Source organism: Trinickia caryophylli (assembly GCF_034424545.1).
In the GTDB taxonomy this organism is placed as follows: Bacteria; Pseudomonadota; Gammaproteobacteria; order Burkholderiales; family Burkholderiaceae; genus Trinickia; species Trinickia caryophylli.
In genome coordinates this window covers 319,778-340,696 of the sequence record NZ_CP139970.1, presented here as the reverse complement: position 1 = coordinate 340,696, position 20,919 = coordinate 319,778, and the positions used below count along the sequence as shown (strand labels likewise).

Here is a 20,919-nt window from a genome sequence, read left to right as displayed (position 1 = left end):
AGGCGGATGCCGCTGCGGACGGCTGCGCTTCGAAATCACGGCACCGCCCTTGCTGACGATGGCCTGCCACTGTACGGGCTGCCAAAAAATGAGTGCGAGCGCGTTTTCGCTTTCCATGGCGATTCCGGAGAACGGCTTTCGCGTGACGGCGGGCGAGCCGGTCACCGGCGGCATTCACGGAGAGCAGATTCATCACCGTCACTGCGATTGGTGCAAGAGCTGGGTGTTCACCGAGCTCGAACCGAGCATGGGGTTCGTCAACGTGCGACCTTCGATGCTCGACGATTCTTCCTGGTTCGTCCCCTACATGGAGACCTATACGAGCGAAGCGCTGCCGTGGGCCAAGACCGGCGCGGCGCACAGTTTCGCGAAGTTCCCGTCGATGGACGACTACGGTCCGCTCGTCGGGTCCTTCGCGGGCCATGGCGCCCGCCCGGGGCGCTAGCACTGCTCAGATCACCGCACCCGGGATTTGTTTCAGCATGTGCCCGAGCGCGAGCGCTTTCGCCGGGATGCGATCCGATGGCGGAAAGACGGCACGGATTTCCGCCATCGGCGTTTCCCAGGCCGGCAGCAATCGGAGCAGACGCCCCGCGTTGACGTCGGCACCAATCGAGAAGTCCGTCAGCACCGCGAAACCGCCGCCGGCCAGCGCCGCTGCGCGGCAGGCTGGTGCCGTGTTCGCGGTGATCGCGCTGTGGCAGCGGATGCGCTTTTTCGTGCCCTGCGCATTGACGAGGTCGAACCATGTCGGATGCGGTAATGCCGCGGCAGCGACGAAAGGCAGCCTTGCCAGGTCCTCGGGTTTTCGCACGGTACCGTGTTCGGCGACGAACTCGGGCGTCGCAACGGGCCAGCAAACGTATCGGCCAACGCGGATCGATCGGTGGGTCGAATCCGCCAATCTGCCCAGCCGAATGGCCACGTCGATGTTGTCGGCGATCAGATCGACGTAGCGATCGTCGCACAGCAATTCCACACGCAGTTGCGGATGCTGGCGCCGCAGCGCAACGAGCGCCGGCGCGACGACGAGCGAGCCGTAATCGACCGGCGCACTGACGCGCAGCGTGCCGCGCAACGCGGCATTGTCGCTCGCGATGCCGTCTATGGCCGCCTCTGTCGCCCGGAGAATATCGCGGGCCGCCTCGTAAAAGCGCCTTCCCGCCTCGGTCACGTTGAGTCGCCGCGTCGTGCGCGTGAGCAGGCTAACGCCGAGCTCGGCTTCGAGCCGCTGAATGTGTGCGCTAACCATCGTCTTCGCCATGCCGAGGGGGGCGGCAGCCGCCGTCAGCGACCGGGCGTCCACCACGGCCACGAAAACGACGAGCCGGTTCAGGTTGATATTGCGAAGGTCGGCCATCTTGACTGTTCACTTTAAGTGGACTGTGAAATCGAGATTATCCATCTTATGCAAGGCGAGGGCCTGCGATACGCTCTGTACATGGTCTCGGTGTCCGGGACCGGATCTTCGATACGGAGCGAACCGAGATGTCCACCGCACGAGTGCAACCGCAGCGTCCTATTCGTTTGTACACCACGCCGCTTTCCGGCCACGGGCACAGAGTGCGCCTCTTTCTCGAACTCCTCGCCTTGCCCTATGAGACGACGCTCGTAAACATGGCGGCGGGCGAAAATCGCCGGCCCGGATTTCTCGCCAAAAATCCGTTCGGGCAGGTGCCGGTGATCGAAGACGGCGATCTCGTCCTCTTCGATTCGAATGCGATCCTGGTCTACTTGGCAAAAACGTATGGCGACGCCTCGTGGCTGCCCATAGACCCACGCGGCGCCGCCGAGGTGCAGCGGTGGCTGTCGCTTGCAGCGGGCCCGATCGCCTATGGTCCGTGCGCGGCCCGTCTCGTGACCGTGTTCGGCGCAACACTCGACTGGGATGGGGCGAAATCTGTCGCGATCAAGCTTTTCGACGTCATCGAGCAGGAATTCGCGTCGAAGACGTTCGCTGCCGGGGAGCATCCGACGATCGCCGATATCGCCGCGTATGCCTATATCGCCCATGCGCCTGAAGGCGGCATATCGCTCGACCCTTATCCGAACATGCGCGCGTGGCTGCGCCGTATCGAAGCGCTGCCGCGCTTCGTCGCGATGCCAGTTACACGGGCGGGCCTTCTTGCCCTGGCGCCGCAAAATTCGTAACCCATTCACGGAGTGAACCATGAGCGCGATTGCTCCTGCCTCGCACGGCTGGCCCGGCCCCCACTCGCCGTTCCACGAGGGCGAACGGGCGGCGCAAATGCGTGCCGGTTTCCTGGAAGCCGCCGACGCCGCCGGCCGCCGCGGCATTCGCGACCACATGCCCGAGCAGCATCGGGCGTTCTACGCGCGATTGCCGTTTATGGTCGTCGGCGGCCTGGACCGAGCAGGGCAGCCATGGGCGACCATGCGCATCGGACAGCCAGGCTTCGTTTCGTCGCCGGACGCGCGCACGCTGATGATCGAAGGCGCGACGCTGCCGGGCGATCCGCTCGACGGTACCTGGCAGCATGGCGCATCGTTCGGCGGGCTCGGTATCGAGTTGCCGACGCGCCGTCGCAACCGGGTCAATGGTGTCGTGACGGACATCGGCGAGGCGGGCATGACGGTCAGCGTCACTCAGACCTTCGGAAATTGCGCCAGATACATTCAGAGCCGCGCGCCCGAGTGGATGAAGCGCCCTTCGTCGGAAGCCGCACCAGCACATTCGAGCGCGCCGGCGTTATCCAATGAGGACCGTGTTCTTCTCGATGGTGCCGATACGCTTTTCGTCGCGTCGGCTCATGGGGTGCCGGGGGGCGGGGCGGCGGGCGGCGTCGACGTATCGCATCGCGGCGGCCTGCCCGGTTTCGTGCATGTGTACGATGCCTTCACCTTTGCGATTCCGGATTATTCGGGCAATCGCTTCCTCAATACGATCGGCAACCTGGTGGCTTCGCCGGGCGCAGGTCTGCTTTTCATGGACTTCGAGCGCGCCGATCTGCTATACGTGGCCGCGGACGCGGAAATCCTGTGGGACGGCCCCGCGCTGAGCGAATTCGAGGGCGCCGAGCGCGTCATTCGCTTTCATGTACGGCAGACGAGGCGTTCTCGCGCGGTATTGCCCTTTCGCTGGACGTTGCCGCAATTTGCACCGCAATTTGCACCGAAGTCCGGCGCTGGAAAAGGAGCGCCGCAGCAAAGCGGGTAGGCTGCGCAAAGGATGGTCGGCGCGGCCCGGTATAGGGCTCGTTGCTCGCATCCGGTCAGTCCTGCGCCCCCACGAGCGCGAGCGCGGCGATCAGATCGCTGAACCGCTCGCCCTGTACGACGATATGCGCGCGCAGAGCTGCCGCCGCTTCTTCGCCGTCGCCGGCTCGCAGCGCGTCGAGCACACGCTCGTGCTCGGCGAGCGATGCCGAAAGGCGCCCCTTTACGCGCAGTTGCAGCCGCCGGTAGGGCCGTAGCCGCCGATGCAGCGCGATTGCCTGCTCGCACAGGAAGACGTTGTGGCTTGCCTTGTAGATCAGCGTGTGAAAGTGCTCGTTCAGGCGGTAGTAGTCGTCGGGATCGCTGGCTGCGGCGCAGGCACGGTGCGCGGCATCGAGTTCGTCGAGTTCGTGCGCGGTCATTCGGCGCGCCGCCTGCCGGCCGCACAGGGCTTCGAGTTCGGCCATCACCTCGAACATTTCGATCAGGCGCGGCAGGCTCACCTGGGCGACGACCGCGCCGCGGCGCGGGCGCATCTCGATCATGCCGGTAGCCGCGAGCTGAAGCATGGCCTCGCGCAGCGGCGTGCGCGATACCCCGAAACGCAGCATCAGTTGCGCTTCGTCCAACGGCGCGCCGGGCGCCAGATCGCCAGTCGCGATCGCCTCTTCGATGGTTTCGCGCAACTGATCCGTTCGCGTTGCTTTCAGGCTCATGCGCCTTATCTTACGCAATCGTGCCGGTGAATCAATGCGCAAGTGAGGCGCCGGCATGCTGGTAAACGAGCATAAAAGATACGCAGACATCATCTATATATACGTTGGTCGCGCATAAATATATCGTTGCGCGACTCGAGGCGCGGCGCGCGACGAGCGTGGGCATCGGCGCCGGGCGGGGAAATGCGGCGAGCCAATCGGCGCGCGCCGTGGCCGCCATTTCCACAAAGAAGTCGAATCCGTGCCAGCGCGTAGCTGGCCGCAACGGGGCTGCTCCGTAGCCGAACCGGCGACGGAAATCGGGTCTTGCCTTGATCGAGGGCAAACGATGAAGACGTCCTGCCTGTCTTTCCTGCTCAGTGCATCGCTGCTCGCATCGCACGGCTACTGCAGCGATGCCGTGCCCGCATGGCGGCCGCATGCCGCAGGCTACATCCGTCAGTTCCAAGTGCTATCGAGCGTGCCCGCGTTCGGCGGCGCGACGCCCGCTGGCGCCGCGGGCCCGTACCAGGTCATCACCGCTACCGTCCACGGCGAACTCGATCCGAACGCGCCGGCCAATGCGGGCATCGCCAATCTCGCGAATGCGCCGCGCGATGCGCGCGGCTACGTGGCCTATTCGACCGACGTCGTGATCCTGACGCCGCAAAACCCGGCGAACGGCAAGCGCGTTGTCTTCTACGACGTCGTGAACCGCGGCAGAAAACTCGGGCAGCAGTCGTTTATCGGCGGCGGTGCGCTCGATACGGGGATGCCGCCCGACGGCTCGATGCCGTCGCTGCTGCAAGACGGCTACACGGTCGTCTGGAGCGGCTGGCAGGGGACGATTGCGCAGACGGGAGATACGGCCATCGCCTCCGCCGGGCTTCTTGGTGTCCGCTTTCCGGTTGCCAGGCAGCGCAGCGGCGCAGCGATAACCGGCCAAAGCCGCGAGGAATTCATTGCCGACTATGCCGGCGGCCCAGCCACGACGATCCCGCTGACGTACCCCCCGGCGGACCCTTCGGATACGTCCGCTCCCACGCTCACGGCGCGGCAGTCGTGGCTCGATCGTTACGGCCGGATCCCCGCCGGCAATCAGACGTACGACGCGCCGTCGGTGCCGGTGACCGACTGGCGGTACGTGAAGGCGGACGATGGCAGTTATTCGGTGAGCTTCACTCCACCCGGCAATGTGCCAGGCCCGGACGGCAGCAGCGTGCCGGCCGATGCGGGCACCATCTACAGCTTCGTGTATAAGGCGGCCGATCCCACGGTGAACGGCATTGGCTTTGCGGCCGTGCGCGATCTGATTTCATTCCTGCGTTACCAGCCCGCGGACGCGGTGGGCAACCAGAACCCGCTCAATGGATTGAGGAAGGCCGCCTGCGTGAGTCCGCGTTGTGCGAGTCGATCGACGAACTTCGACGTGGCGATCGGCGAAGGCATTTCGCAGTCCGGGCGTTTCATGCGCGATTTTCTGTATCAGGGCTTCAACGCCGACGTCGAGGGTAGGCGCGTGTTCGATGGCATGATGCCGATCATTGCCGCCGGGCGCCGGACTTGGACGAATGCGCCGTTTTCGCAGCCGGGACGGTGGTCGAAGCAGCACGAAGATCATTTCATGCCGGGCTTTCAGTTTCCGTTTGCCTACAACGTGATAACCGATCCGGTCAGCGGCGCGACGGACGGCTTGCTCGAACGCTGCAGCGCAAGCCGGACATGCCCGAAGATCATGCAGCTCGACGGCTCCTTCGAATGGTGGGGAGGAGGTGCGTCGCTCGTCACCACCGACGGTGCGGGGCATGATCTAACGCTGCCGCCGAACGTACGCTACTACCTCGTGCCGGGCACGCAGCACGGCGGCGGTGCGGGCGTGACGACTGGCTTGTCGACCGTACCGGCCGTAGGCAGCCTGTGCCGATTCCCCGGTACGCCCGTGGAGGAAACGGCGGTCGAGCGCGCACTGATCCCGGCACTCGTGCGCTGGATCGCGCGGGGCGAGGCGCCGCCGCCGTCGCGCTATCCGACAGTCGCGTCGGGTAACGCGGTCGCCCCTGGCGCCACGGGTTTTCCGAATCTCGCGAACATCACGGTGCCGAGTGGGGCGAACGCGACGCCGACACCGCTGTCGCTCGTCTTCAACGGCGAGTACAACCAGGTGTTCGTGACCGATTACAGCGGGGCGATTCCACACGTGAAAACGTCGCAGGCTTATACGATTCTCGTTCCGAGCGTGGACCGCAACGGCAACGAGACCGCCGGTGTCATGGTGCCCGACGTCGCGGTGCCGCTCGCGACTTATACGGGATGGAACTACCGGGGAGACGGCCACGCCGAGGGAGAAGGCTGTATTTCGAGCGGCGCGGCGATACCGCTGGCCGTGAGCGATTCGACGAAGGCCACTGGCGATTCGCGCATGTCGCTCGCCGCGCTCTACACGGGACGAAGCGACTACCAACGCAAGGTTGCGGCGGCGGCAAACGCGTTGGTCGCCGAGGGTTATCTTCTGCGTTCCGATGCGCAGAACATCTTCATCGGCAATGCGCGGCAGGTTTCGCCATTGCTGATTCCAGGGCCGTGAATGGCTGCGGGCGGCGCACGTTCACGTGCGGTATGCGCGGTCTCCGAGCAAGCGATCGATGGAGATCGGCCCCGGTCCCCATGCGGCGATCCCGAGCGCCATGGCGGCCCAGGTGAGATGCACGGGCCAGCCGTCGGGCACGGTCAATTCGATGATGGCGGTCATCAGGAGCAGCCCTGCCGCAGCGAAGCGCGTGCCGAGGCCCAGCACGAGCAGGACCGGGAATGCAATCTCTCCGCATGCCGACAGGAATGCAAAGACGGACGGGGCAGGGAACGGATAGGGCCCGCCCGGCAGATGCAACTGGAACTCGCTCGTGAAGAGGTCGACGGCCGTGTCGTTCAACTGCAGGAAACCGTGCCACTTGAGGATGCCCGAGCGCCAAAACGGCACAGCGAGCGCGATGCGCAGCGCCAGCTGGACGAACGAGGGTTGGGCAAACCATTCGACGAGGCACCGCGCGCGCACGATTGCGCTCGCAACGATGCAGCCGAAGGTGGCCCGGGGGGGAGCTTGTCGATCGTGCATGGCGGTCAGTCTTCCTGCTGAATGGCGATGAACACGCCGGTTGAAATCATGGCGGCGAGATTGGCGGCGAGATCGAACGAATCGGCCTGCGCGAACGCCGTTTCGGCTGCGGCTCCCAGCGGTGAGCCGCCGATCAGCGCAAGCAGAAACGCCGCGCCGCCGGCGGGAAGCTGCGAGACGATCACCTCGTGTCCGGGCCGCGTGACGAGTGCGTCTTGCGCCTCGCTCGAGCGCAGCGGCGAGACGGGGCGCTCCACGCGATTCATCGCGAAGATCGAAACGGCCGGATAGCGGGAGCGCACGATCCGCGCGGCCGGGTGCGCGATGAAACGAACCTGGGCCAGCGATTCGCGTGCGACGTTTGCCAGGGCGCCGGCCGCGAGCGGCGTCGCATCCGCGGCATGGTAGGCATCCAGCCATGCGCGCTCGATGCGTGCCGTATCGGCGAGCCACGGCATGGCACGCGCATATTCGTATGTCTCGATGAACGCCGGGAAATCCCGTCCATATTCGAAAAGAAGCGGCGACGAAGGCGGCGTTGCCCGCACGTGGAAGCGCGCCATGGCGCGGAAGAACTCGCTGCCCGTGATGCGTCGAACTGCGGGATAGATTGCCGCGAGAGCGTCGATGAGGCTCACCGTCACGTTGTTGCGATAGACGTCGTAACGCTTGGCGGCGCCTTTCGTGCGCGAGGCGGAGACGTCCGGCGGCGCGGGCACCGCCGGGTTCGTCAGCCCCGGTGCGAATGCGGCTGCGTAGCCGAAGGCAGGAGAAGGGCGATCCGGCTTCATGGGCGAAAGGCGCCTGTCTCGCTATGTTGCGCTACCTCGTCCGCCGACGCGATGCGTCGTGCCGCGAGCGCCTGCGCTCTGAGTTCGGGCCACGGCGGCAGGCAGCTATCCCATTCGATCAGCGTCGGCACTGACCCGATGCGCGCGGCAACGTGCTCGTAAAGGCGCCATACGGGGTCGGCCACGGCGCGATCATGGCTGTCGATGAGCAGCGGCGCGTGCGCGTCGTCGTGCTGCTCGTCATGACCGGCCAGATGTATTTGCTGGACGTATTCCAACGGGAAATCGGCAAGATACGCAGGGGCGGAGTAGCCGTGATTGGTGGCGCAGACAAAGACGTTATTGAGGTCCAGCAGGAGCCCGCAGCCGGTGCGTCGGGCAACCGCGCGAATGAACTCGGGCTCGCTCATCGTCGACGAAGCGAACGTCAGATACGTGGCCGGGTTTTCGAGGAGCAGCGGGCGGCGAATGGCATGCTGGACTTGCTCCACGTGTTCGCAAACCTTGTCGAGCGTGTCCTTCGTATACGGCAATGGCAGCAGATCGTTGAAGAAGGTGCCGCCGTGCGAGGACCACGCCAAATGCTCCGAGACGAGCGTGGGCTCGTACCGGTCGACGAGCGCGCGAAATCGCGAGAGATGGCCCATGTCGAGGGCGTTGGGTCCGCCGATCGACATGCAAACGCCGTGCAAAGAGATCGGATACCGTTCGCGAAGAGCGGCGAGTGCGCGATGCGGCGGGCCGCCCGCGCCCATGTAGTTTTCCGCATGTACTTCGAAGAAGCCGCCTTGCAGCCCGTCTTCGAGAATTGCGCGGAGATGCTCGTGCTTGAAGCTCGTGCCGACGAGCACGGCCGAGCTGCGAGCGCCGTGCGCGGGACGGCCGGGCGCATGGGCCGCCGCGGATCGAGGGGATGCATTCATGGCCGTCCCGGTGTTGACGAGAGATCGCCGGGATCAGGTGTTCTTCGGTGTGAGCGAGCCGTGGCCGCCGCCGGGCACTTCGATGCTCGTGCAGGTGCCGCCCTGGACGAACTTCCACGAGTTGCCCTGGAAATCGGCTGTCGACGTGCCTTGACATGTCGTGCCCGGGCCCGCCGCGCAATCGTTCTGCCCTTTCAGCGCCACGCCGTAGCACTTCTCCTTGTGGGCCGCGATGGCCGCGCTCGCTTCGGCTTTCGTGAGCGGTGCCGCGTGCGCCGCCGAGGCAAGGAGGCCGGCAACGGCGCTGGCGAGCAGGGCGGAACTGACGTTGATCTTTGCGGACATGGGATGTCTCCAGTAGAGGGATGGAAGGTATCCAAGGCGGATACGCAGGGTAATTCGCCGCGTGCCGTACGCTGGTTACAGCGGGGAAGAAGTTTTTTGTGCGGCAAGCGTGGCCTTCCATACCGCTTGGGAACGGCGCCTCGACGTCCGGTCGGGCGCACTCTGCCGGCTCGGCTCGAGCCTGTTCGGTTGCACCACACGGGAAATCCGATCGCGTGTCTGGAACAGGCGATAACCGCGCAAGGCGTCAGGCGTAAAGAGGATTGGCGGGCATCGTCGTTCGTTCGTCGGCGACACGCCCGTTGTCGTGGTGACGCGGCTCGATGACGGGGCTTGGCCGCATGGGGCAATCGCTGCGCACTCGCGACGGAGCGGCTGCCCCGTTGCCCCGCTCAGCCCTGCAGGCGCTTGGCTACGTCCGACACGCGCTTGGCATAGCGCCTGACGGTTTCGAGGTCGCCCGCCGGCACTTCTTCGACGGACGAGTCGGAAGGGGACTGCACAAGCGCGCCGACCGATCCGCCGAGGTTGTTCACGTCGTCGCGCGTGGCGCTCTTCGTATTGGCCGGCAGCATGCCCAGGCTGACCCAAATGCCGCCGTGCTGTGACGCGAGCGTCTGCAGATAGATCAACGTCACTTGCTTGTCGCCATTCAGGCTCGCGCTGTTCGTGAATCCGCCGAAAACCTTGTCCTGCCATTCGCGCGTGAACCACTTCTTCGACGATGCATCGGCAAATTTTTTGAATTGCCACGGAACCGAACCCATGTAGGTCGGCGTGCCGAAGATGATCGCTTGCGCGCGGGTCAACGTGTCCCATGCGTGCTCCGGCACGTTGCCGTCCGCGTCGATCGCGATCAGTTGGGCATCGGATGCTTGTGCTGCGGCCTCGGCGATCACCTTCGTGTGACCGTAACCCGAGTAATAGACGACGACCGTCTTTGCCATGTAACGCCTCCAGGAGTGGACAACCGAAATTGAGCAGTGGATGGTATATTTTCGAAACCAGTACAACAAGAGGTAACCAAGGCGTTAGCTGGTTACCTCGAGGATACCGCCCGAAAATGTCGCTCGAAGATGCCGTCGATACCGAAACCGTGCTGCGCCGCCTGCCCGACGAGCCAGCCGGCTACAGCGTCTATGCGCGTGGCTGCCCCGCGCGGCTCGTGTTCGATCGGCTGGCGGACAAATGGTCGCTGCTGATCGTCAAGCTCCTTCGCACGGGCGCATACCGTTTCAATCAGCTCCGACGCGAAATCGACGGTATTTCGCAAAAGGCGCTCAGTCAGACGCTTCAACGGCTCGAGCGCGACGGCCTGGTGAACAGGAATGCGTTTGCCACGGTACCCGTCACGGTCGAGTATTCACTCACGGAACTCGGGCATACCTTGGCAACGCTTATCGATCCGTTGGCGGTGTGGGCCGAAGCGCATATCGAGGAAGTGCTTCGCGCCCAGGAGTCGTACGACGCGCGCCGCTGACGTAGCCGCGGCTCGCTTCGTTGCCAGGGGGGGCGTGAACAGCGCGGTCAGGCGTGGGCGCGCGCTTGCCCGGCCAGGCTATCGAACCACCCGAGCGCGTTTTCCCAAAGCGGTTCGGCCGTCTGGCGGAAATAGCCCATATGTCCGATCTTGCCGCCGATGCTCCGAGGGTCGACGTCTTTGCGCGTGAGCGGCGCGTTGCTGTACCCCTGCATGAAGGCGTCGCGCGATTCGGGCGACGCCCACCGATCGTCGAGCGCATTGGCGGCGACGATCGGCGTTTTCACCTCGGCGTACGTGTGCTCGATGCCGAGCATGGCGGGGTCGTCGAAGAAGTAGCGGGGAAATCGGCACCAATGCCGCCATTGGCGGTAGGCGTCGACCGGCAGGTCCTCTCCGAGGCCGAGCATTTCCCACGGGCAATATCCTTTCCACCACGTCAGCACCGGGAGCACGAGGTTCCACATCGCGAGCACGCGTAGTCGTTCGGCCCGCGGCATATAGCCGTGCCAGCCAGCACCAGTGCCGAATACGTAAAAGCCGGCAACTCGCGCGTGATTGGGCAGCAGCCCGAACGCATGCCCCCCGTACGAATGCCCGATTACGAAGAGCGGCGCGTCGCCGTGCGACATCGCATCGATCGCCGCAGCGAGGTCCAGCCGCCCCCAGTCGAGCAGATTCATTCTGAAGCCTTTGAGCGAGGCGGGGCGAGACCGTCCGATACCGCGATAGTCGAAGGTGAGGGTATCGAAACCGTTCGACGCGGCGAACAGCGCGAAGCGCCGGTAAAAACCTTGAGGAACGGCCGTCGCGCCTGCGACGACCAGCCGGGCCTTCACGGCGCCTTGCGCAGCGTAGCGTGTGGCGCTCAAGGCATAGCCGTCGGCGGCGGTCAACGTGAGAAGGGCCGTTTGGGCAGTATCCTGGCTCATGGCGCCATCGCATTGTGCCGCGCCCAGCGCAGTATCGACGCGTTCGACAGGGTCGCGGCGGAGCTGGACCGTCTCGTCGAAGGCGTGTGAGCGTCGCGCAGCGCCGATCGGCGCCCACACGCGGGCGCGTTCAGCCCGCCGGCGCGACCGAAGCCCCCGCGATGCGGTGCCGTCTCAGCGCATCGGCAACGAAGCCAGACGCCTTCATCTCTTCTACGAACGCGCCAAGCATGGCTGCGGCCGCGCTGCCCCGGGTCTTGGGCGTCCCCATCGCCTGCTGAATGACCATGAAGCGCTCGTCGAGCAGCCTGAGCCCGGTCGCCTTTGCGGCATCGGCTTCGAGTTGCTGCTTCACGCCGGCCGCAACCTCGAGTTGCTGCTCGAGAAACGTCGAGACGACGGCTGGGGAGGTTGGCGCCCGCACGATTTGCGCGGCCTTCAGTTCGCGTGTGAGAAAGAGGTCGTAAGCGCTGCCTTTGCCGACGGCGACGCGGTTGTGCGGTTGATCGACATCCGCGTTCGTTCGTATCGGCGACTCGTCGCGCACGAGATAAAAACCTTCGATCAGCACGTACGGTGCCGTGAATGCGATTTTCTCGCCGCGCAGCGGATCGACCGCGAAAAAGCCGAAATCGGCCCGTTCCTCGTTGAGGGCTTCGACCGACTTGCCGGCCGCATCGAACACCACGAGTTCGAGTTCCACCGCCAGTTTTTCGGCAAAGGCTCTTGCGAGGTCCACTGACACGCCGAACGGCTCGCCCGACACGGGATCCTTGTTGGCGAGAATGGGATTGCCGAGGTTGATCGATGCGCGCACCTTGCCGGTGGGCGCGAAAGCGGCGACGACGGATGGATCGATAGTCATGGATGCTCCGATGGGGCCCGTGCTCGGGGCCGCGGGTCTCAAGGGCTCTTTGCCGACTCGGCGGGACGACGCTGCGTGAGCGCGATAGCGCGCATTCGGGCTGGTCCTCGACTGCCGCCGTCGCTTCGATCGGCTCCACGTCTCCGTTTTGTCGAAGGAGACGTACGGAGACCTTGCAACGTAGCGAAAGCGCGTCGGCTGGTGCGTCGAACTGGAGCTTATCATCGGCGTGCGGATCGAGCGCATCTGGACGGGTGCCGGGTGCGGAGCGCGCGCCCGTACGCCACCGCCACCCTGTTAACGCCTATACCACGATAAGCTCCCGGCTTTTCCCGGCCGGCGCGCACGCACAGACTGAGCGCCATTCTTCACTGGAGATCTTGTTCATGCGCGTATTCGTTACCGGCGCTACCGGGTTCATCGGCTCGGCCGTCGTACAGGAACTGATTGCCGCCGGCCATCGGGTGCTGGGTCTTTGCCGCTCCGATGAAAAAGCCGCGGCACTCGAAGCAGTGGGCGCCGAGGTTTATCGCGGCTCGCTCGAAGATCTGGAAGGCCTTGCGCGCGGGGCCGCGCAAGCAGATGGCGTCATCCATCTCGCCTTCAACCACGACTTTTCGACGTTCGCCCAGAACTGCGAGGACGATCGGCGAGTAGTCCAGGCGCTCGGCTCCGCGCTGGCCGGCAGCGGCCGGCCGTTGATCGTGACGTCGGGCACGGGCATGGCGAACGCGGTGCCCGGGTTGCCGGCCACGGAAGACGGGGCGACGATTGCGGCCGATGTGATTCCGCGCGCCGCTTCCGAAGAGGCGGCCGCTGCCGTGGCGGCCGCGGGCGGCAACGTCTCCGTCGTGCGTCTTTCGCAAGTGCACGACCCGGAGAAACAGGGACTCGTCTCGTATGCCGTTGCACTGTTCAGGGAGAAGGGCACCTGTGCCTATATCGGCGACGGGCACAATCGCTGGCCCGCGGTGCATGTGCTCGATGCGGCCCGTCTTTACCGGCTCGCGATCGAAAAAGCGGAACCGAATGCACGGTATCACGCGGTTGCCGAGGAAGGTGTGACGCTGCGAGATATCACGGAGGTTGTGGCTCGGCGTCTGGGCCTGCCGGTCAAATCGATCGCGCCCGATGAGGCGCCGGTATTTTTCGGCTGGCTCGCCGGGTTCGCGGCTCACGATATGCCGGCCCGAAGCGAGCAAACGCGCAGAAAGCTCGGATGGCAGCCGACCGGCCCGGGGTTGCTTGCCGATTTGGCGCAATTGAGCGTCTCTTGAAACGAGCGAATCGGGAAGGAGGCCCTCAGGCCCGGCGGCATTGAGGTTCGCTGGCGGCCACCGGCTGGGTGGCGGTCACTCCAACGGCGGCACGACACCTTCCTCGAGCGTCTTCAGCAAGCGCGCCCGGCGACGCTCCAGTTCCGCGATTTGCCGCTCTATCGAGGCCAGCCGCTTGCGCTGGGCATCGGAGGTCTGCTCGCAGGCGGCTGCACCTTCGATCACGAGCATGCATTCGGGAAAGGAGCGAATTTCCTCGAGGCTGAATCCGGTCGCGACGAACCGGCGGATCTGCTTGACCTGTGCGACGGCGGCTACCGGAAACGCACGGTAGCCGTTGCTCGCGCGCGCCGATGTGAGTAGACCCGCGTTGTCGTAATGCCGGATCGAGCGCACGCTGGCGCCCGTTGCACGCGCCAGTTCGCCGATCGACAGCGTTGCTTTGCGCGAATGATTCGGTTCATCCATGGCCGATACCGTAGCAGATTTCGCTTGACCCTGACACCCATGTCAAGGTCGACACTCAGGACATTTCCTCAACCGCACGGAGTGTCCATGCCAAACTGTCTTTTCCGCCACATCCGCCACACCGCCTGTCTGCTCGTTGCGTCAGCGGTGTCGTTTGCCGCCGTACCGGCTGCCGTTGCGGCGAACGTCGGCAGGACCTATACGGTGACGGCACCCGACGGCGTGACGCTGGCCGTCGAGGAAGCCGGCGACCCGGACGGCCCTGCCGTTATCTTCATTCATGGGCTGCTTGGCAGCACGCTCGACTGGGATGTCCAACTGAAAAGCGCCGAGCTGGGCCGATACCGGCTCATCGCCTACGACATGCGCGGCCACGGTTTGTCGGGCAAGCCCGCGGGTACCGATGTCTACGCGGATGGGCGCCGGTGGGCCGACGATCTGGCGGCCGTCATCGACGCTGCCCATGCGCGCAATCCGGTGCTCGTGGGGTGGTCGCTCGGCGGCGCCGTTATTTCGAACTATCTGGCCGCCTATGGCGACGATCGAATTGCCGGCGCGGTCTATGTCGACGGCGTGATCGAGTTGAAACCCGAGCAGATCACTGCGCATCCGCAGCTCTATCGCGATCTGATATCACCGGATCTACGCGCGCATCTCGACGCCGAACGTGTATTCCTCGGCCTGTGCTTCGCGACGCAGCCGCCGACGCCCGCGTTCGAGCGCCTGCTCGCCAACGCGGCCATGGCCTCGTGGGACATGCAGCGTGCGGTGCAGTCGATGACGGTCTTTGCCGAACGCGGGCTGAAGCGGATCGACAAGCCTGTGCTGCTGATCTATGGCGGGCGCGACGCGCTCGTGCAGGCGAAACCGGCGATTGCGCGCGCAACGGTTTTGAACCCGCGCGTGCGCAGCAAACTCTACGCCGAATCGGGGCATGCACCGTTCATCGAAGAGGCTGACCGCTTCGATCGCGATCTCGCGACGTTCGTCGACACGGCTGTGCGGCACTGACTTCGTGCGGGCGGGCACCGGCACCCGCCGGGCACTCATTGCAAGGCGACCCGGCACCACTGGTAAGGAAACACGCCTTGCCCAACGTAGGCCCGATACGCCTGGCAGGAACGCTGATCGAGCGCCAGCCCATGGCGAGCGAATATCGGCTGCGCCCGCTCGACGAGCCGGGCGTTCTCCCCCGCGATGTCCCGCACGTCGTCCGCGCGCAGACCGAGGTTGCATACATGCCCGGGCTTGCCGCCGGGCACGGTGCGCACGCTTGCGTGAAGGCGGAGCCTGAGAACCGCGGTCTGGAGCAGAGCGCAGCCTTTGTCGCTCGCCGTCAGGCCCACGGCACTTGCAATGCGGTCCATCTTTTCGACGCTATCCGCTCGCCAGTTGTAATGCCCTTCGATCACGGCGTAGGCCGGCCCTTCGCGGCGGCGGATCATGTCCGCGATGCGCTGATCGTAAAGTGGTGTGTGCGGGAAGCTCCCGTTGATCTGCGTGAAGGCGACGGTATCGGGAAAGAACTGCACGATCCAGCCCCACACAGGATCGCCGCCCAGGGTCACGACGGTCGTGGTCCCGGGGCTCGACAGCGCCGGCACGTCGGCACGGAAGGCCTTTGCGGCCCAGCGTTCGTGTCCCCAGGTTTCGACGCCTCCCGCGAGCACGACGGCGGTCGCGCCGCCCAGAACCCAGGCGGCGAGGCGCCGCGCGGTGGCGTAGGGGGCGAGACGCATCAGCAGCAGATAGCAGGCCAGCGGGGCGAGGACCTCGATGGGCACGATATAGCGATAGATGCTGAAGACGAACATCCAGGCGAGGTAGCCCAATGCCACGAAGACGAGCACGAAAGCGGCGCGGGAGTCGAGGCGAGCCGGTCGGTGTGGTCGCCTGCCGTTCAGCCTCGCGAGACTCGCGGCGGCCAGCGCCCCAAAGAGCAGGTACACCACCGGCCAGATGACTTGATGAAGCGTTGCCTGTCCGACCCGCTTCGAGTCGAGCGAAAACACGAACGGCCAGAGCGCGTATTCGAGCACGCTTTTGGGCAGCCACGTCGTATCGGATACACCGATCGGCGGCGTGAGCGGGTTGGGAAAGAGCGAACTGAACTGCGGGAAGAATGGATTGCCGAAGGTGTGCCACATGACGGCCATCCAATATCCTCCGGCAGCGAGCAGCCCGCCGAGCGCGGCAACGCCGAACAGGATCGCGGCTCGCAGGCGCCCCGGCGCGCTCCCGGGCGCCAGCAGACAGGCGGCGCTGAGCGCGAGCGCGTACGTGGCGTTCGTGAGCTTGAGCCCCATCGCGATGCCGGCGAGCACGCCCGCGCCGGTCAGCCCGAGCAATGCGTGCCGGTCGAGCGCGGCCAGCCGTTCCCAGCGCGAAAGCAAGACCAGCACCGAAGCGAGTACGAACAGAGCGGTCGTATCGTCGCCCATCGAGTTGCCGAGGCCGGACAGGAAGTTCGCGGTCAACACCCCCGCGGCGGCAAGCAGCAAGGGGGTCCGGTAGCGGTCCTCCGCGGGCAGGCCGGGAAGCACCCGTTTGACGACGGACAGCAGCAGGACAAACATCGTGCCATGCAGCGTGCCGAGAAGGAAGCCGACGAGCGGCGGCGGCAAAAGCTGGTTCAATCCGTAGTAGAAGACGTCCAGCATCGGATTGAAGTAGGTTTGCATGCCGGCCGGCGCGAAATCGACGAGCAGCTTGCCGTGCAACAGCGCGAACCCGTTGTACTGGTGGTAATTGAAACCGTCCCAGTTGCGGTCTTGCCCCAGGAAGACCGACCAGAGCCCAAAGAGTACGGGCACCCAGATGCGCGCCTTGGCCGTCAGCCGCGGATCGTTGAGATCGATGCCGGCAATGCGTTGCCGCAGCGTACGCTTGCGCACGGAACCGTCGCAGGCGAGTGTGTTTCTTGTTTTCATCGTGATTTGAACACCCAGAGCTTGGCGCCGGCGAAGTTGACGGCAAGCCCGGCAACCGAACCCAAAGCGACCGAAACGAGCGGCAGCAGCCGCATGCCCGCCAGCGCGAGAACCGCGGCGCTGTAAGTGGCGTAGTTCACCGCGCCCCCGGCGGACATCGCGGCGAGGTAGCGCCACCATTCGGCCCATATCGAGCTTCGCCGTCCGGCAGCGACGAACGTGAAGCGTCGATTGATCTGCCACGTGCAGAACACGGCGCACAGGAACGAGACGAGCCGGCCCGAGAAGTAGCCGAGTCCGGCCCAGAGGCAGATATAGAGAACGCCTGCATCGACGACGAAGCCGGCGCCTCCCGCTATTCCGAAGCGGATGAACTCGCGTAACCGGCTATTCACGATGATCCTGGCCCGTTATCGCTGGAATCGAGAGATAGGCGAAGCGTTTGGCCTCGGTGCGTCCGCGTGTCACCGTATCGAGCACGAGCCCGCAAACGAGCAGCATCGTGCCGAACAGCATCAGTGCTGCGCATAGCAGCGCGGTCGGCAGGCGGGGAACGAGGCCCGTGCGAACGTAAGTGTCCAGGAGTGGCAGGGCGAGCAGCACCGACGCCAGGGCGCAGGCGAAAAATCCGATCGAAAAGAACAACAGCGGCTTTTCGGCCTTGAAGAGCTTGAGGATCGTCAACAGAATCCTGAACCCGTCGCGGTAGGTGTTGAGCTTGCTCGCGGAACCCTCGGGCCGCGACGAATACTGCGTCTCCATTTCGGCCACGGGCATCCGCAACTCCAATGCATGCACCGCGAGTTCGGTCTCGGTCTCGAAGCCGGACGAATGTGCCGGAAACGACTTTACATAACGCCGCGAAAAGACGCGGTAGCCCGAGAGCATGTCCGTGAAAGAGCGGCCGAAGATCGTGGCCGCAAACTGCGTCAGCATCAAGTTTCCGAATCGGTGCCCGGCGCGGTAGGCGGCCTGCTCGTCCGACACCCGGGCGCCGACGATCATATCGAGCCCTTCGGATACGAGTTTGCGCACGAGCAACGGGGCATCCGCGGCGTTGTAGGTGCCGTCGCCGTCGACGAGCACGTACACGTCGGCTTCGACGTCGGCAAACATGCGCCGAATGACATTACCCTTTCCCTGATATCCGACCGTCCGGACAATGGCGCCCGCGTTCAGCGCCACTTCGATCGTGCCGTCCTTCGAGTTGTTGTCGAAAACATAGATCCGGGCGCCGGGCAAATGGCGCCGAAAGCTTTCGACCACCCCTGCCACGGTGGCCGCTTCGTTATAACAAGGAATCAGAACGGCAACACCGTCCGCATTGGAAAGAAGCATCGGCCTGTCGATGGGTTCGCGTGAAAGAGCGGCATTTTACTTGATCGGTGGGCGGCGCCGGATGACCGAAGCGGCGACGATTGCGCCGGCCATGGGGCCACCGGGCGCCCTGTTGGGTGAGCCCGTGCGACGGCCGGGCGGTGGACGCCCGCGCGCCATGGGTATATAAGGACCACATGGGGCTTGGCTCCGTGGCCGCACGAAACGCAGGCGCGCGGCCGGCTCGAACGAGGAGGAATCAACGCATGACGCCTGATCCGTCGAACAAGACGCCTGAAGATTCATCGTCCAAGCAGTTGGACGAGCTCGATGCCGCGCTCGCGCACGTCGATACGTCGCTCGATTCCGGCAGCATCGCGGCGGGCGCCGCCAAGGGCATTCTCTACAGCCTGATCGAGACGCTCGGCGCGCTCGTCGGGGACCCGGATCTCCCCGAGCACAGCCGTTCCGGCTACGAAGCGCTGCTCGAGACGGCGCGCGAGCTGCGAGCCCGGATCGGCCGCTGACAGCGGTTTTGCAGGGGCTGGCACCGGTACCGAGGAGGGGATCTAGCGTATCTCGATGAAATCCAGTCTGGCGGCCTGCTAAAATGCCGGCGCCGTCACGTAGTGGATCGCCGATGAAATTGCTTGATGCCTTGGTCGAACAGCGGATTGCCGCCGCCGCCGCGCGCGGGGAGTTCGACGACTTGCCCGGTGCCGGTGCACCGCAGAATCTGGACGACGATCTACTTGTCCCGGAAGAGGTCCGGGTCGCCAACCGGATCTTGAAAAACGCCGGTTTCGTGCCGCCTGCCGTCGAGCAGTTGCGCTCGCTGCGGCATTTGCAGGACGAATTGCGCGCCGTCGGCGACGACGCGGCGCGTGGCCGCCTGCAGGCGAAGCTGCTGGCGCTCGATATGGCGCTCGAATCGCTGCGCGGGGAGCCGTGCATCGTGCCGCGCGACTATTGCCGGCGTATCGCCGAGCGCCTGTCGGAACGGGTGCAGGCCGAAGGCGCGGGCGACCGGCCGGGGCTTTCGTGACCACTGCAGCCGATAGCGCGGGCGCTCCCGTGGATGCAAACGACGTACAGGCCGAGCGCGACCACCGCTTCATGCGCGAGGCACTCCTGGCCGCCGAAGCCGCGCGTGCGGCCGGCGAAGTGCCGGTAGGCGCCGTGCTCGTGCGCGGCGACGAAATCATCGCCAAGGGTTTCAATCATCCGATCGGCGCGCACGACCCTTCCGCCCATGCCGAAATGGCTGCCTTGCGCGCGGCTGCGAAAGCGCTCGAGAATTACCGCATGCCCGGATGCGAACTGTATGTGACCCTCGAGCCTTGCCTCATGTGTGCGGGTGCGATCATGCACGCACGTCTTGCGCGCGTCGTTTTTGGAGCGCACGACCCGAAAACCGGGGCATGCGGCAGCATCGTCGATGCCTTCGCCGACGAGCGGTTGAACCACCACACGCGCGTGACGGGCGGCGTGCTCGAAACCGAGTGCAGCGCGGCCCTCAAGTCGTTTTTCGTGCAGCGGCGCGAGGCCATTCGGGCCGCGCGTGCCGCGGCGACGCAAGCCCAGGCCTCCGCGCAGCTGTCCTCTTCGTGACTCCGCTCATTGCCCGTCCATCATGCGCACGAATGCCGCCCGTACCATCGAACTGATCGCGCCCTCCGGTTATCCGCCCGATGCGGCCGCCGTCGAGCGCGCCTGCGCGCGTCTGCGCGCGGCCGGTCACCAGGTGGTCAACGAGGAGGCTGGGCAGCGGCGCCACCAACGCTTCGCCGGCACCGACGCCGAGCGCGCGGCCGAATTGAACCGCCTCGCGGATCCGGCACGCGTGCTGCCCGACATCGTCATGGCGGTGCGCGGTGGTTACGGTGCGGTGCGGCTGCTCGACTCGCTCGATTACGAAGGGCTGCGCCGTCGGCTTTCGGGCGAACCCGTGGCGCTCGTCGGCCATAGCGATTTCACGGCCATCCAGCTTGCGCTGCTCGCGCGCGCCGGGCTGCCGAGCTTCAGTGGGCCGATGCTCGCCATGCATTTCGGCGCCGAGGCGCCGAGCGCTTTCACCCTCGAGCACTTCTGGCGGGCGATGGAGGAGCCGTCGCTCGTGCTGGAGGTCGAATCGGCGCAGCGGGAATGCTGCGATGTACGCGGCATGCTCTGGGGCGGCAATCTCGCGACGCTCGTTTCGCTCGTCGGTACGCCGTATCTACCCCGGATCGATGGCGGCATCCTCTTCGTCGAGGATGTGAACGAGCAGCCGTTTCGGCTCGAACGCATGATCTATCAACTGCATCTGTCGGGCGTGCTTGCCCGCCAGCACGCGCTCGTGATCGGTGAATGCTCGGGCATCCGGCAGTTCGACTACGACAACGGTTACGACCTTGCGGCGATGATCGAGCACATGCGTGCGGTCATCGGCATTCCCATCGTCACGGGGTTGCCATTCGGCCATGTGGCCGACATCGCCACCCTGCCTGTCGGCGGGCAGGCGCATCTCGCCGCTGATCGCGGGGGCTTCCGGCTCGAGATGACAGGCCATCCTCGGCCGAGGGCCTGAGGCGCGCCGCCGCTCGGCAGCCTGCGTCCGCCCGCCGG

At 65.2% G+C, this 20,919-nt stretch carries 24 protein-coding genes; 11 read left to right on the top strand and 13 right to left on the bottom strand.

Going from position 1 to position 20,919, the window contains the following annotated elements; genetic code table 11:
* Positions 1–22: 22 nt before the first annotated feature.
* Entirely contained in the window at positions 23–445 is a 423-nt protein-coding gene (locus tag U0034_RS01510; RefSeq protein WP_199187089.1) for a GFA family protein, read from the top strand.
* A gap of 6 nt (positions 446–451) precedes the next feature.
* On the opposite strand, the gene U0034_RS01505 is transcribed toward U0034_RS01510, so the two are convergent.
* The gene (locus tag U0034_RS01505) at positions 452–1,360 is read right to left on the bottom strand and encodes a LysR family transcriptional regulator (protein ID WP_085226175.1); all 909 of its coding nucleotides are present in this window, start codon (positions 1,358–1,360) and stop codon (positions 452–454) included.
* Between the two features lie 128 nt (positions 1,361–1,488).
* Here U0034_RS01505 and U0034_RS01500 point away from each other — a divergent pair, with 128 nt between their 5' ends.
* Together U0034_RS01500 and U0034_RS01495 are read left to right on the top strand one after the other, a co-directional pair.
* Positions 1,489–2,151 carry a glutathione S-transferase family protein gene (locus U0034_RS01500; RefSeq protein WP_085226178.1) on the top strand — a complete coding sequence of 221 codons (663 nt, stop codon included), beginning with the start codon at positions 1,489–1,491 and terminating at the stop codon, positions 2,149–2,151.
* A gap of 19 nt (positions 2,152–2,170) precedes the next feature.
* Positions 2,171–3,178, top strand: a complete 1,008-nt coding sequence (locus U0034_RS01495) for a pyridoxamine 5'-phosphate oxidase family protein (RefSeq protein WP_085226180.1) — start codon at positions 2,171–2,173, stop codon at positions 3,176–3,178.
* Between the two features lie 55 nt (positions 3,179–3,233).
* Here the strand turns inward: U0034_RS01495 and U0034_RS01490 are convergent, their stop codons facing one another.
* Positions 3,234–3,893, bottom strand: a complete 660-nt coding sequence (locus U0034_RS01490) for a GntR family transcriptional regulator (protein ID WP_085226182.1) — start codon at positions 3,891–3,893, stop codon at positions 3,234–3,236.
* Positions 3,894–4,221: 328 nt separating this feature from the next.
* Here U0034_RS01490 and U0034_RS01485 point away from each other — a divergent pair, with 328 nt between their 5' ends.
* On the top strand, positions 4,222–6,456 hold the full coding sequence (locus U0034_RS01485; RefSeq protein ID WP_085226186.1) for an alpha/beta hydrolase domain-containing protein: 2,235 nt from the start codon (positions 4,222–4,224) through the stop codon (positions 6,454–6,456).
* A gap of 21 nt (positions 6,457–6,477) precedes the next feature.
* Here U0034_RS01485 and U0034_RS01480 read toward each other — a convergent pair whose 3' ends face one another.
* From U0034_RS01480 to U0034_RS01460, 5 genes are all read right to left on the bottom strand, one after another.
* Positions 6,478–6,984 (bottom strand): DoxX family protein, encoded by a 507-nt coding sequence (locus tag U0034_RS01480; protein ID WP_085226188.1) that lies wholly within the window; start codon positions 6,982–6,984, stop codon positions 6,478–6,480.
* A 5-nt stretch (positions 6,985–6,989) separates the two neighbouring features.
* Positions 6,990–7,775: an HvfC/BufC N-terminal domain-containing protein gene (locus U0034_RS01475; protein WP_085226191.1), complete on the bottom strand. Its 786-nt coding sequence runs from the start codon at positions 7,773–7,775 to the stop codon at positions 6,990–6,992.
* Complete coding sequence (gene bufB, locus U0034_RS01470; RefSeq protein ID WP_085226193.1) at positions 7,772–8,698, bottom strand: MNIO family bufferin maturase; 927 nt, start codon at positions 8,696–8,698, stop codon at positions 7,772–7,774. Before bufB ends, U0034_RS01475 begins: the two co-directional genes overlap by 4 nt.
* 33 nt (positions 8,699–8,731) lie before the next feature.
* The gene (locus U0034_RS01465; protein ID WP_085226196.1) at positions 8,732–9,043 is read right to left on the bottom strand and encodes a BufA1 family periplasmic bufferin-type metallophore; all 312 of its coding nucleotides are present in this window, start codon (positions 9,041–9,043) and stop codon (positions 8,732–8,734) included.
* Between the two features lie 392 nt (positions 9,044–9,435).
* A complete protein-coding gene (locus U0034_RS01460) occupies positions 9,436–9,990 on the bottom strand; it encodes an NAD(P)H-dependent oxidoreductase (protein WP_085226198.1) in 555 nt (184 codons plus the stop codon).
* Between the two features lie 116 nt (positions 9,991–10,106).
* On the opposite strand from U0034_RS01460, the gene U0034_RS01455 reads away from it, so the two are divergent.
* Positions 10,107–10,523 (top strand): winged helix-turn-helix transcriptional regulator, encoded by a 417-nt coding sequence (locus U0034_RS01455; protein WP_085226201.1) that lies wholly within the window; start codon positions 10,107–10,109, stop codon positions 10,521–10,523.
* Positions 10,524–10,570: 47 nt separating this feature from the next.
* Here U0034_RS01455 and U0034_RS01450 read toward each other — a convergent pair whose 3' ends face one another.
* Both U0034_RS01450 and U0034_RS01445 read right to left on the bottom strand, forming a co-directional pair.
* Entirely contained in the window at positions 10,571–11,455 is an 885-nt protein-coding gene (locus tag U0034_RS01450; protein WP_085226489.1) for an alpha/beta hydrolase family protein, read from the bottom strand.
* 130 nt (positions 11,456–11,585) lie between these two features.
* Positions 11,586–12,320 (bottom strand): ABC transporter substrate-binding protein, encoded by a 735-nt coding sequence (locus U0034_RS01445; RefSeq protein WP_085226203.1) that lies wholly within the window; start codon positions 12,318–12,320, stop codon positions 11,586–11,588.
* A gap of 386 nt (positions 12,321–12,706) precedes the next feature.
* Here U0034_RS01445 and U0034_RS01440 point away from each other — a divergent pair, with 386 nt between their 5' ends.
* Positions 12,707–13,597: an SDR family oxidoreductase gene (locus U0034_RS01440; RefSeq protein WP_085226205.1), complete on the top strand. Its 891-nt coding sequence runs from the start codon at positions 12,707–12,709 to the stop codon at positions 13,595–13,597.
* Between the two features lie 75 nt (positions 13,598–13,672).
* Here the strand turns inward: U0034_RS01440 and U0034_RS01435 are convergent, their stop codons facing one another.
* On the bottom strand, positions 13,673–14,065 hold the full coding sequence (locus U0034_RS01435) for a MerR family transcriptional regulator (RefSeq protein WP_085226207.1): 393 nt from the start codon (positions 14,063–14,065) through the stop codon (positions 13,673–13,675).
* A gap of 87 nt (positions 14,066–14,152) precedes the next feature.
* Here U0034_RS01435 and U0034_RS01430 point away from each other — a divergent pair, with 87 nt between their 5' ends.
* Positions 14,153–15,076 (top strand): alpha/beta fold hydrolase, encoded by a 924-nt coding sequence (locus U0034_RS01430; RefSeq protein WP_085226209.1) that lies wholly within the window; start codon positions 14,153–14,155, stop codon positions 15,074–15,076.
* A 35-nt stretch (positions 15,077–15,111) separates the two neighbouring features.
* Here U0034_RS01430 and U0034_RS01425 read toward each other — a convergent pair whose 3' ends face one another.
* Genes U0034_RS01425 through U0034_RS01415 form a run of 3 tightly spaced genes read right to left on the bottom strand, consistent with a single transcriptional unit; the run spans position 15,112 to position 18,333 of the window.
* Positions 15,112–16,995, bottom strand: a complete 1,884-nt coding sequence (locus U0034_RS01425) for a glycosyltransferase 87 family protein (RefSeq protein ID WP_114717981.1) — start codon at positions 16,993–16,995, stop codon at positions 15,112–15,114.
* Entirely contained in the window at positions 16,992–17,390 is a 399-nt protein-coding gene (locus U0034_RS01420; protein ID WP_327197033.1) for a GtrA family protein, read from the bottom strand. Before U0034_RS01420 ends, U0034_RS01425 begins: the two co-directional genes overlap by 4 nt.
* Positions 17,383–18,333, bottom strand: coding sequence for a glycosyltransferase (locus tag U0034_RS01415; RefSeq protein WP_085226214.1), 951 nt, complete (start codon positions 18,331–18,333; stop codon positions 17,383–17,385). The genes U0034_RS01420 and U0034_RS01415 overlap by 8 nt, the downstream gene beginning before the upstream one ends.
* A 245-nt stretch (positions 18,334–18,578) precedes the next feature.
* Here U0034_RS01415 and U0034_RS01410 point away from each other — a divergent pair, with 245 nt between their 5' ends.
* The 4 genes from U0034_RS01410 to ldcA all read left to right on the top strand — a co-directional run bounded on the left by U0034_RS01410 (position 18,579) and on the right by ldcA (position 20,881).
* Positions 18,579–18,839: a hypothetical protein gene (locus U0034_RS01410; protein ID WP_085226221.1), complete on the top strand. Its 261-nt coding sequence runs from the start codon at positions 18,579–18,581 to the stop codon at positions 18,837–18,839.
* Positions 18,840–18,952: 113 nt separating this feature from the next.
* Positions 18,953–19,357: a DnaJ family domain-containing protein gene (locus U0034_RS01405; RefSeq protein WP_085226226.1), complete on the top strand. Its 405-nt coding sequence runs from the start codon at positions 18,953–18,955 to the stop codon at positions 19,355–19,357.
* 71 nt (positions 19,358–19,428) lie between these two features.
* On the top strand, positions 19,429–19,923 hold the full coding sequence (gene tadA, locus U0034_RS01400) for a tRNA adenosine(34) deaminase TadA (protein WP_208458727.1): 495 nt from the start codon (positions 19,429–19,431) through the stop codon (positions 19,921–19,923).
* Between the two features lie 22 nt (positions 19,924–19,945).
* The gene (gene ldcA / locus U0034_RS01395) at positions 19,946–20,881 is read left to right on the top strand and encodes a muramoyltetrapeptide carboxypeptidase (protein ID WP_085226234.1); all 936 of its coding nucleotides are present in this window, start codon (positions 19,946–19,948) and stop codon (positions 20,879–20,881) included.
* The last annotated feature ends 38 nt before the right edge of the window (positions 20,882–20,919 follow it).

What these genes read in the sequence shown, in the direction of transcription:
- U0034_RS01505 (WP_085226175.1), bottom strand. Translation starts at nt 1,360, where the DNA reads ATGGCCGACCTTCGCAATATCAACCTGAACCGGCTCGTCGTTTTCGTG.
- U0034_RS01500 (WP_085226178.1), top strand. Translation starts at nt 1,489, where the DNA reads ATGTCCACCGCACGAGTGCAACCGCAGCGTCCTATTCGTTTGTACACC.
- U0034_RS01495 (WP_085226180.1), top strand. Translation starts at nt 2,171, where the DNA reads ATGAGCGCGATTGCTCCTGCCTCGCACGGCTGGCCCGGCCCCCACTCG.
- U0034_RS01490 (WP_085226182.1), bottom strand. Translation starts at nt 3,893, where the DNA reads ATGAGCCTGAAAGCAACGCGAACGGATCAGTTGCGCGAAACCATCGAA.
- U0034_RS01485 (WP_085226186.1), top strand. Translation starts at nt 4,222, where the DNA reads ATGAAGACGTCCTGCCTGTCTTTCCTGCTCAGTGCATCGCTGCTCGCA.
- U0034_RS01480 (WP_085226188.1), bottom strand. Translation starts at nt 6,984, where the DNA reads ATGCACGATCGACAAGCTCCCCCCCGGGCCACCTTCGGCTGCATCGTT.
- U0034_RS01475 (WP_085226191.1), bottom strand. Translation starts at nt 7,775, where the DNA reads ATGAAGCCGGATCGCCCTTCTCCTGCCTTCGGCTACGCAGCCGCATTC.
- bufB (WP_085226193.1), bottom strand. Translation starts at nt 8,698, where the DNA reads ATGAATGCATCCCCTCGATCCGCGGCGGCCCATGCGCCCGGCCGTCCC.
- U0034_RS01465 (WP_085226196.1), bottom strand. Translation starts at nt 9,043, where the DNA reads ATGTCCGCAAAGATCAACGTCAGTTCCGCCCTGCTCGCCAGCGCCGTT.
- U0034_RS01460 (WP_085226198.1), bottom strand. Translation starts at nt 9,990, where the DNA reads ATGGCAAAGACGGTCGTCGTCTATTACTCGGGTTACGGTCACACGAAG.
- U0034_RS01455 (WP_085226201.1), top strand. Translation starts at nt 10,107, where the DNA reads ATGTCGCTCGAAGATGCCGTCGATACCGAAACCGTGCTGCGCCGCCTG.
- U0034_RS01450 (WP_085226489.1), bottom strand. Translation starts at nt 11,455, where the DNA reads ATGAGCCAGGATACTGCCCAAACGGCCCTTCTCACGTTGACCGCCGCC.
- U0034_RS01445 (WP_085226203.1), bottom strand. Translation starts at nt 12,320, where the DNA reads ATGACTATCGATCCATCCGTCGTCGCCGCTTTCGCGCCCACCGGCAAG.
- U0034_RS01440 (WP_085226205.1), top strand. Translation starts at nt 12,707, where the DNA reads ATGCGCGTATTCGTTACCGGCGCTACCGGGTTCATCGGCTCGGCCGTC.
- U0034_RS01435 (WP_085226207.1), bottom strand. Translation starts at nt 14,065, where the DNA reads ATGGATGAACCGAATCATTCGCGCAAAGCAACGCTGTCGATCGGCGAA.
- U0034_RS01430 (WP_085226209.1), top strand. Translation starts at nt 14,153, where the DNA reads ATGCCAAACTGTCTTTTCCGCCACATCCGCCACACCGCCTGTCTGCTC.
- U0034_RS01425 (WP_114717981.1), bottom strand. Translation starts at nt 16,995, where the DNA reads ATGAAAACAAGAAACACACTCGCCTGCGACGGTTCCGTGCGCAAGCGT.
- U0034_RS01415 (WP_085226214.1), bottom strand. Translation starts at nt 18,333, where the DNA reads ATGCTTCTTTCCAATGCGGACGGTGTTGCCGTTCTGATTCCTTGTTAT.
- U0034_RS01410 (WP_085226221.1), top strand. Translation starts at nt 18,579, where the DNA reads ATGACGCCTGATCCGTCGAACAAGACGCCTGAAGATTCATCGTCCAAG.
- U0034_RS01405 (WP_085226226.1), top strand. Translation starts at nt 18,953, where the DNA reads ATGAAATTGCTTGATGCCTTGGTCGAACAGCGGATTGCCGCCGCCGCC.
- tadA (WP_208458727.1), top strand. Translation starts at nt 19,429, where the DNA reads ATGCGCGAGGCACTCCTGGCCGCCGAAGCCGCGCGTGCGGCCGGCGAA.
- ldcA (WP_085226234.1), top strand. Translation starts at nt 19,946, where the DNA reads ATGCGCACGAATGCCGCCCGTACCATCGAACTGATCGCGCCCTCCGGT.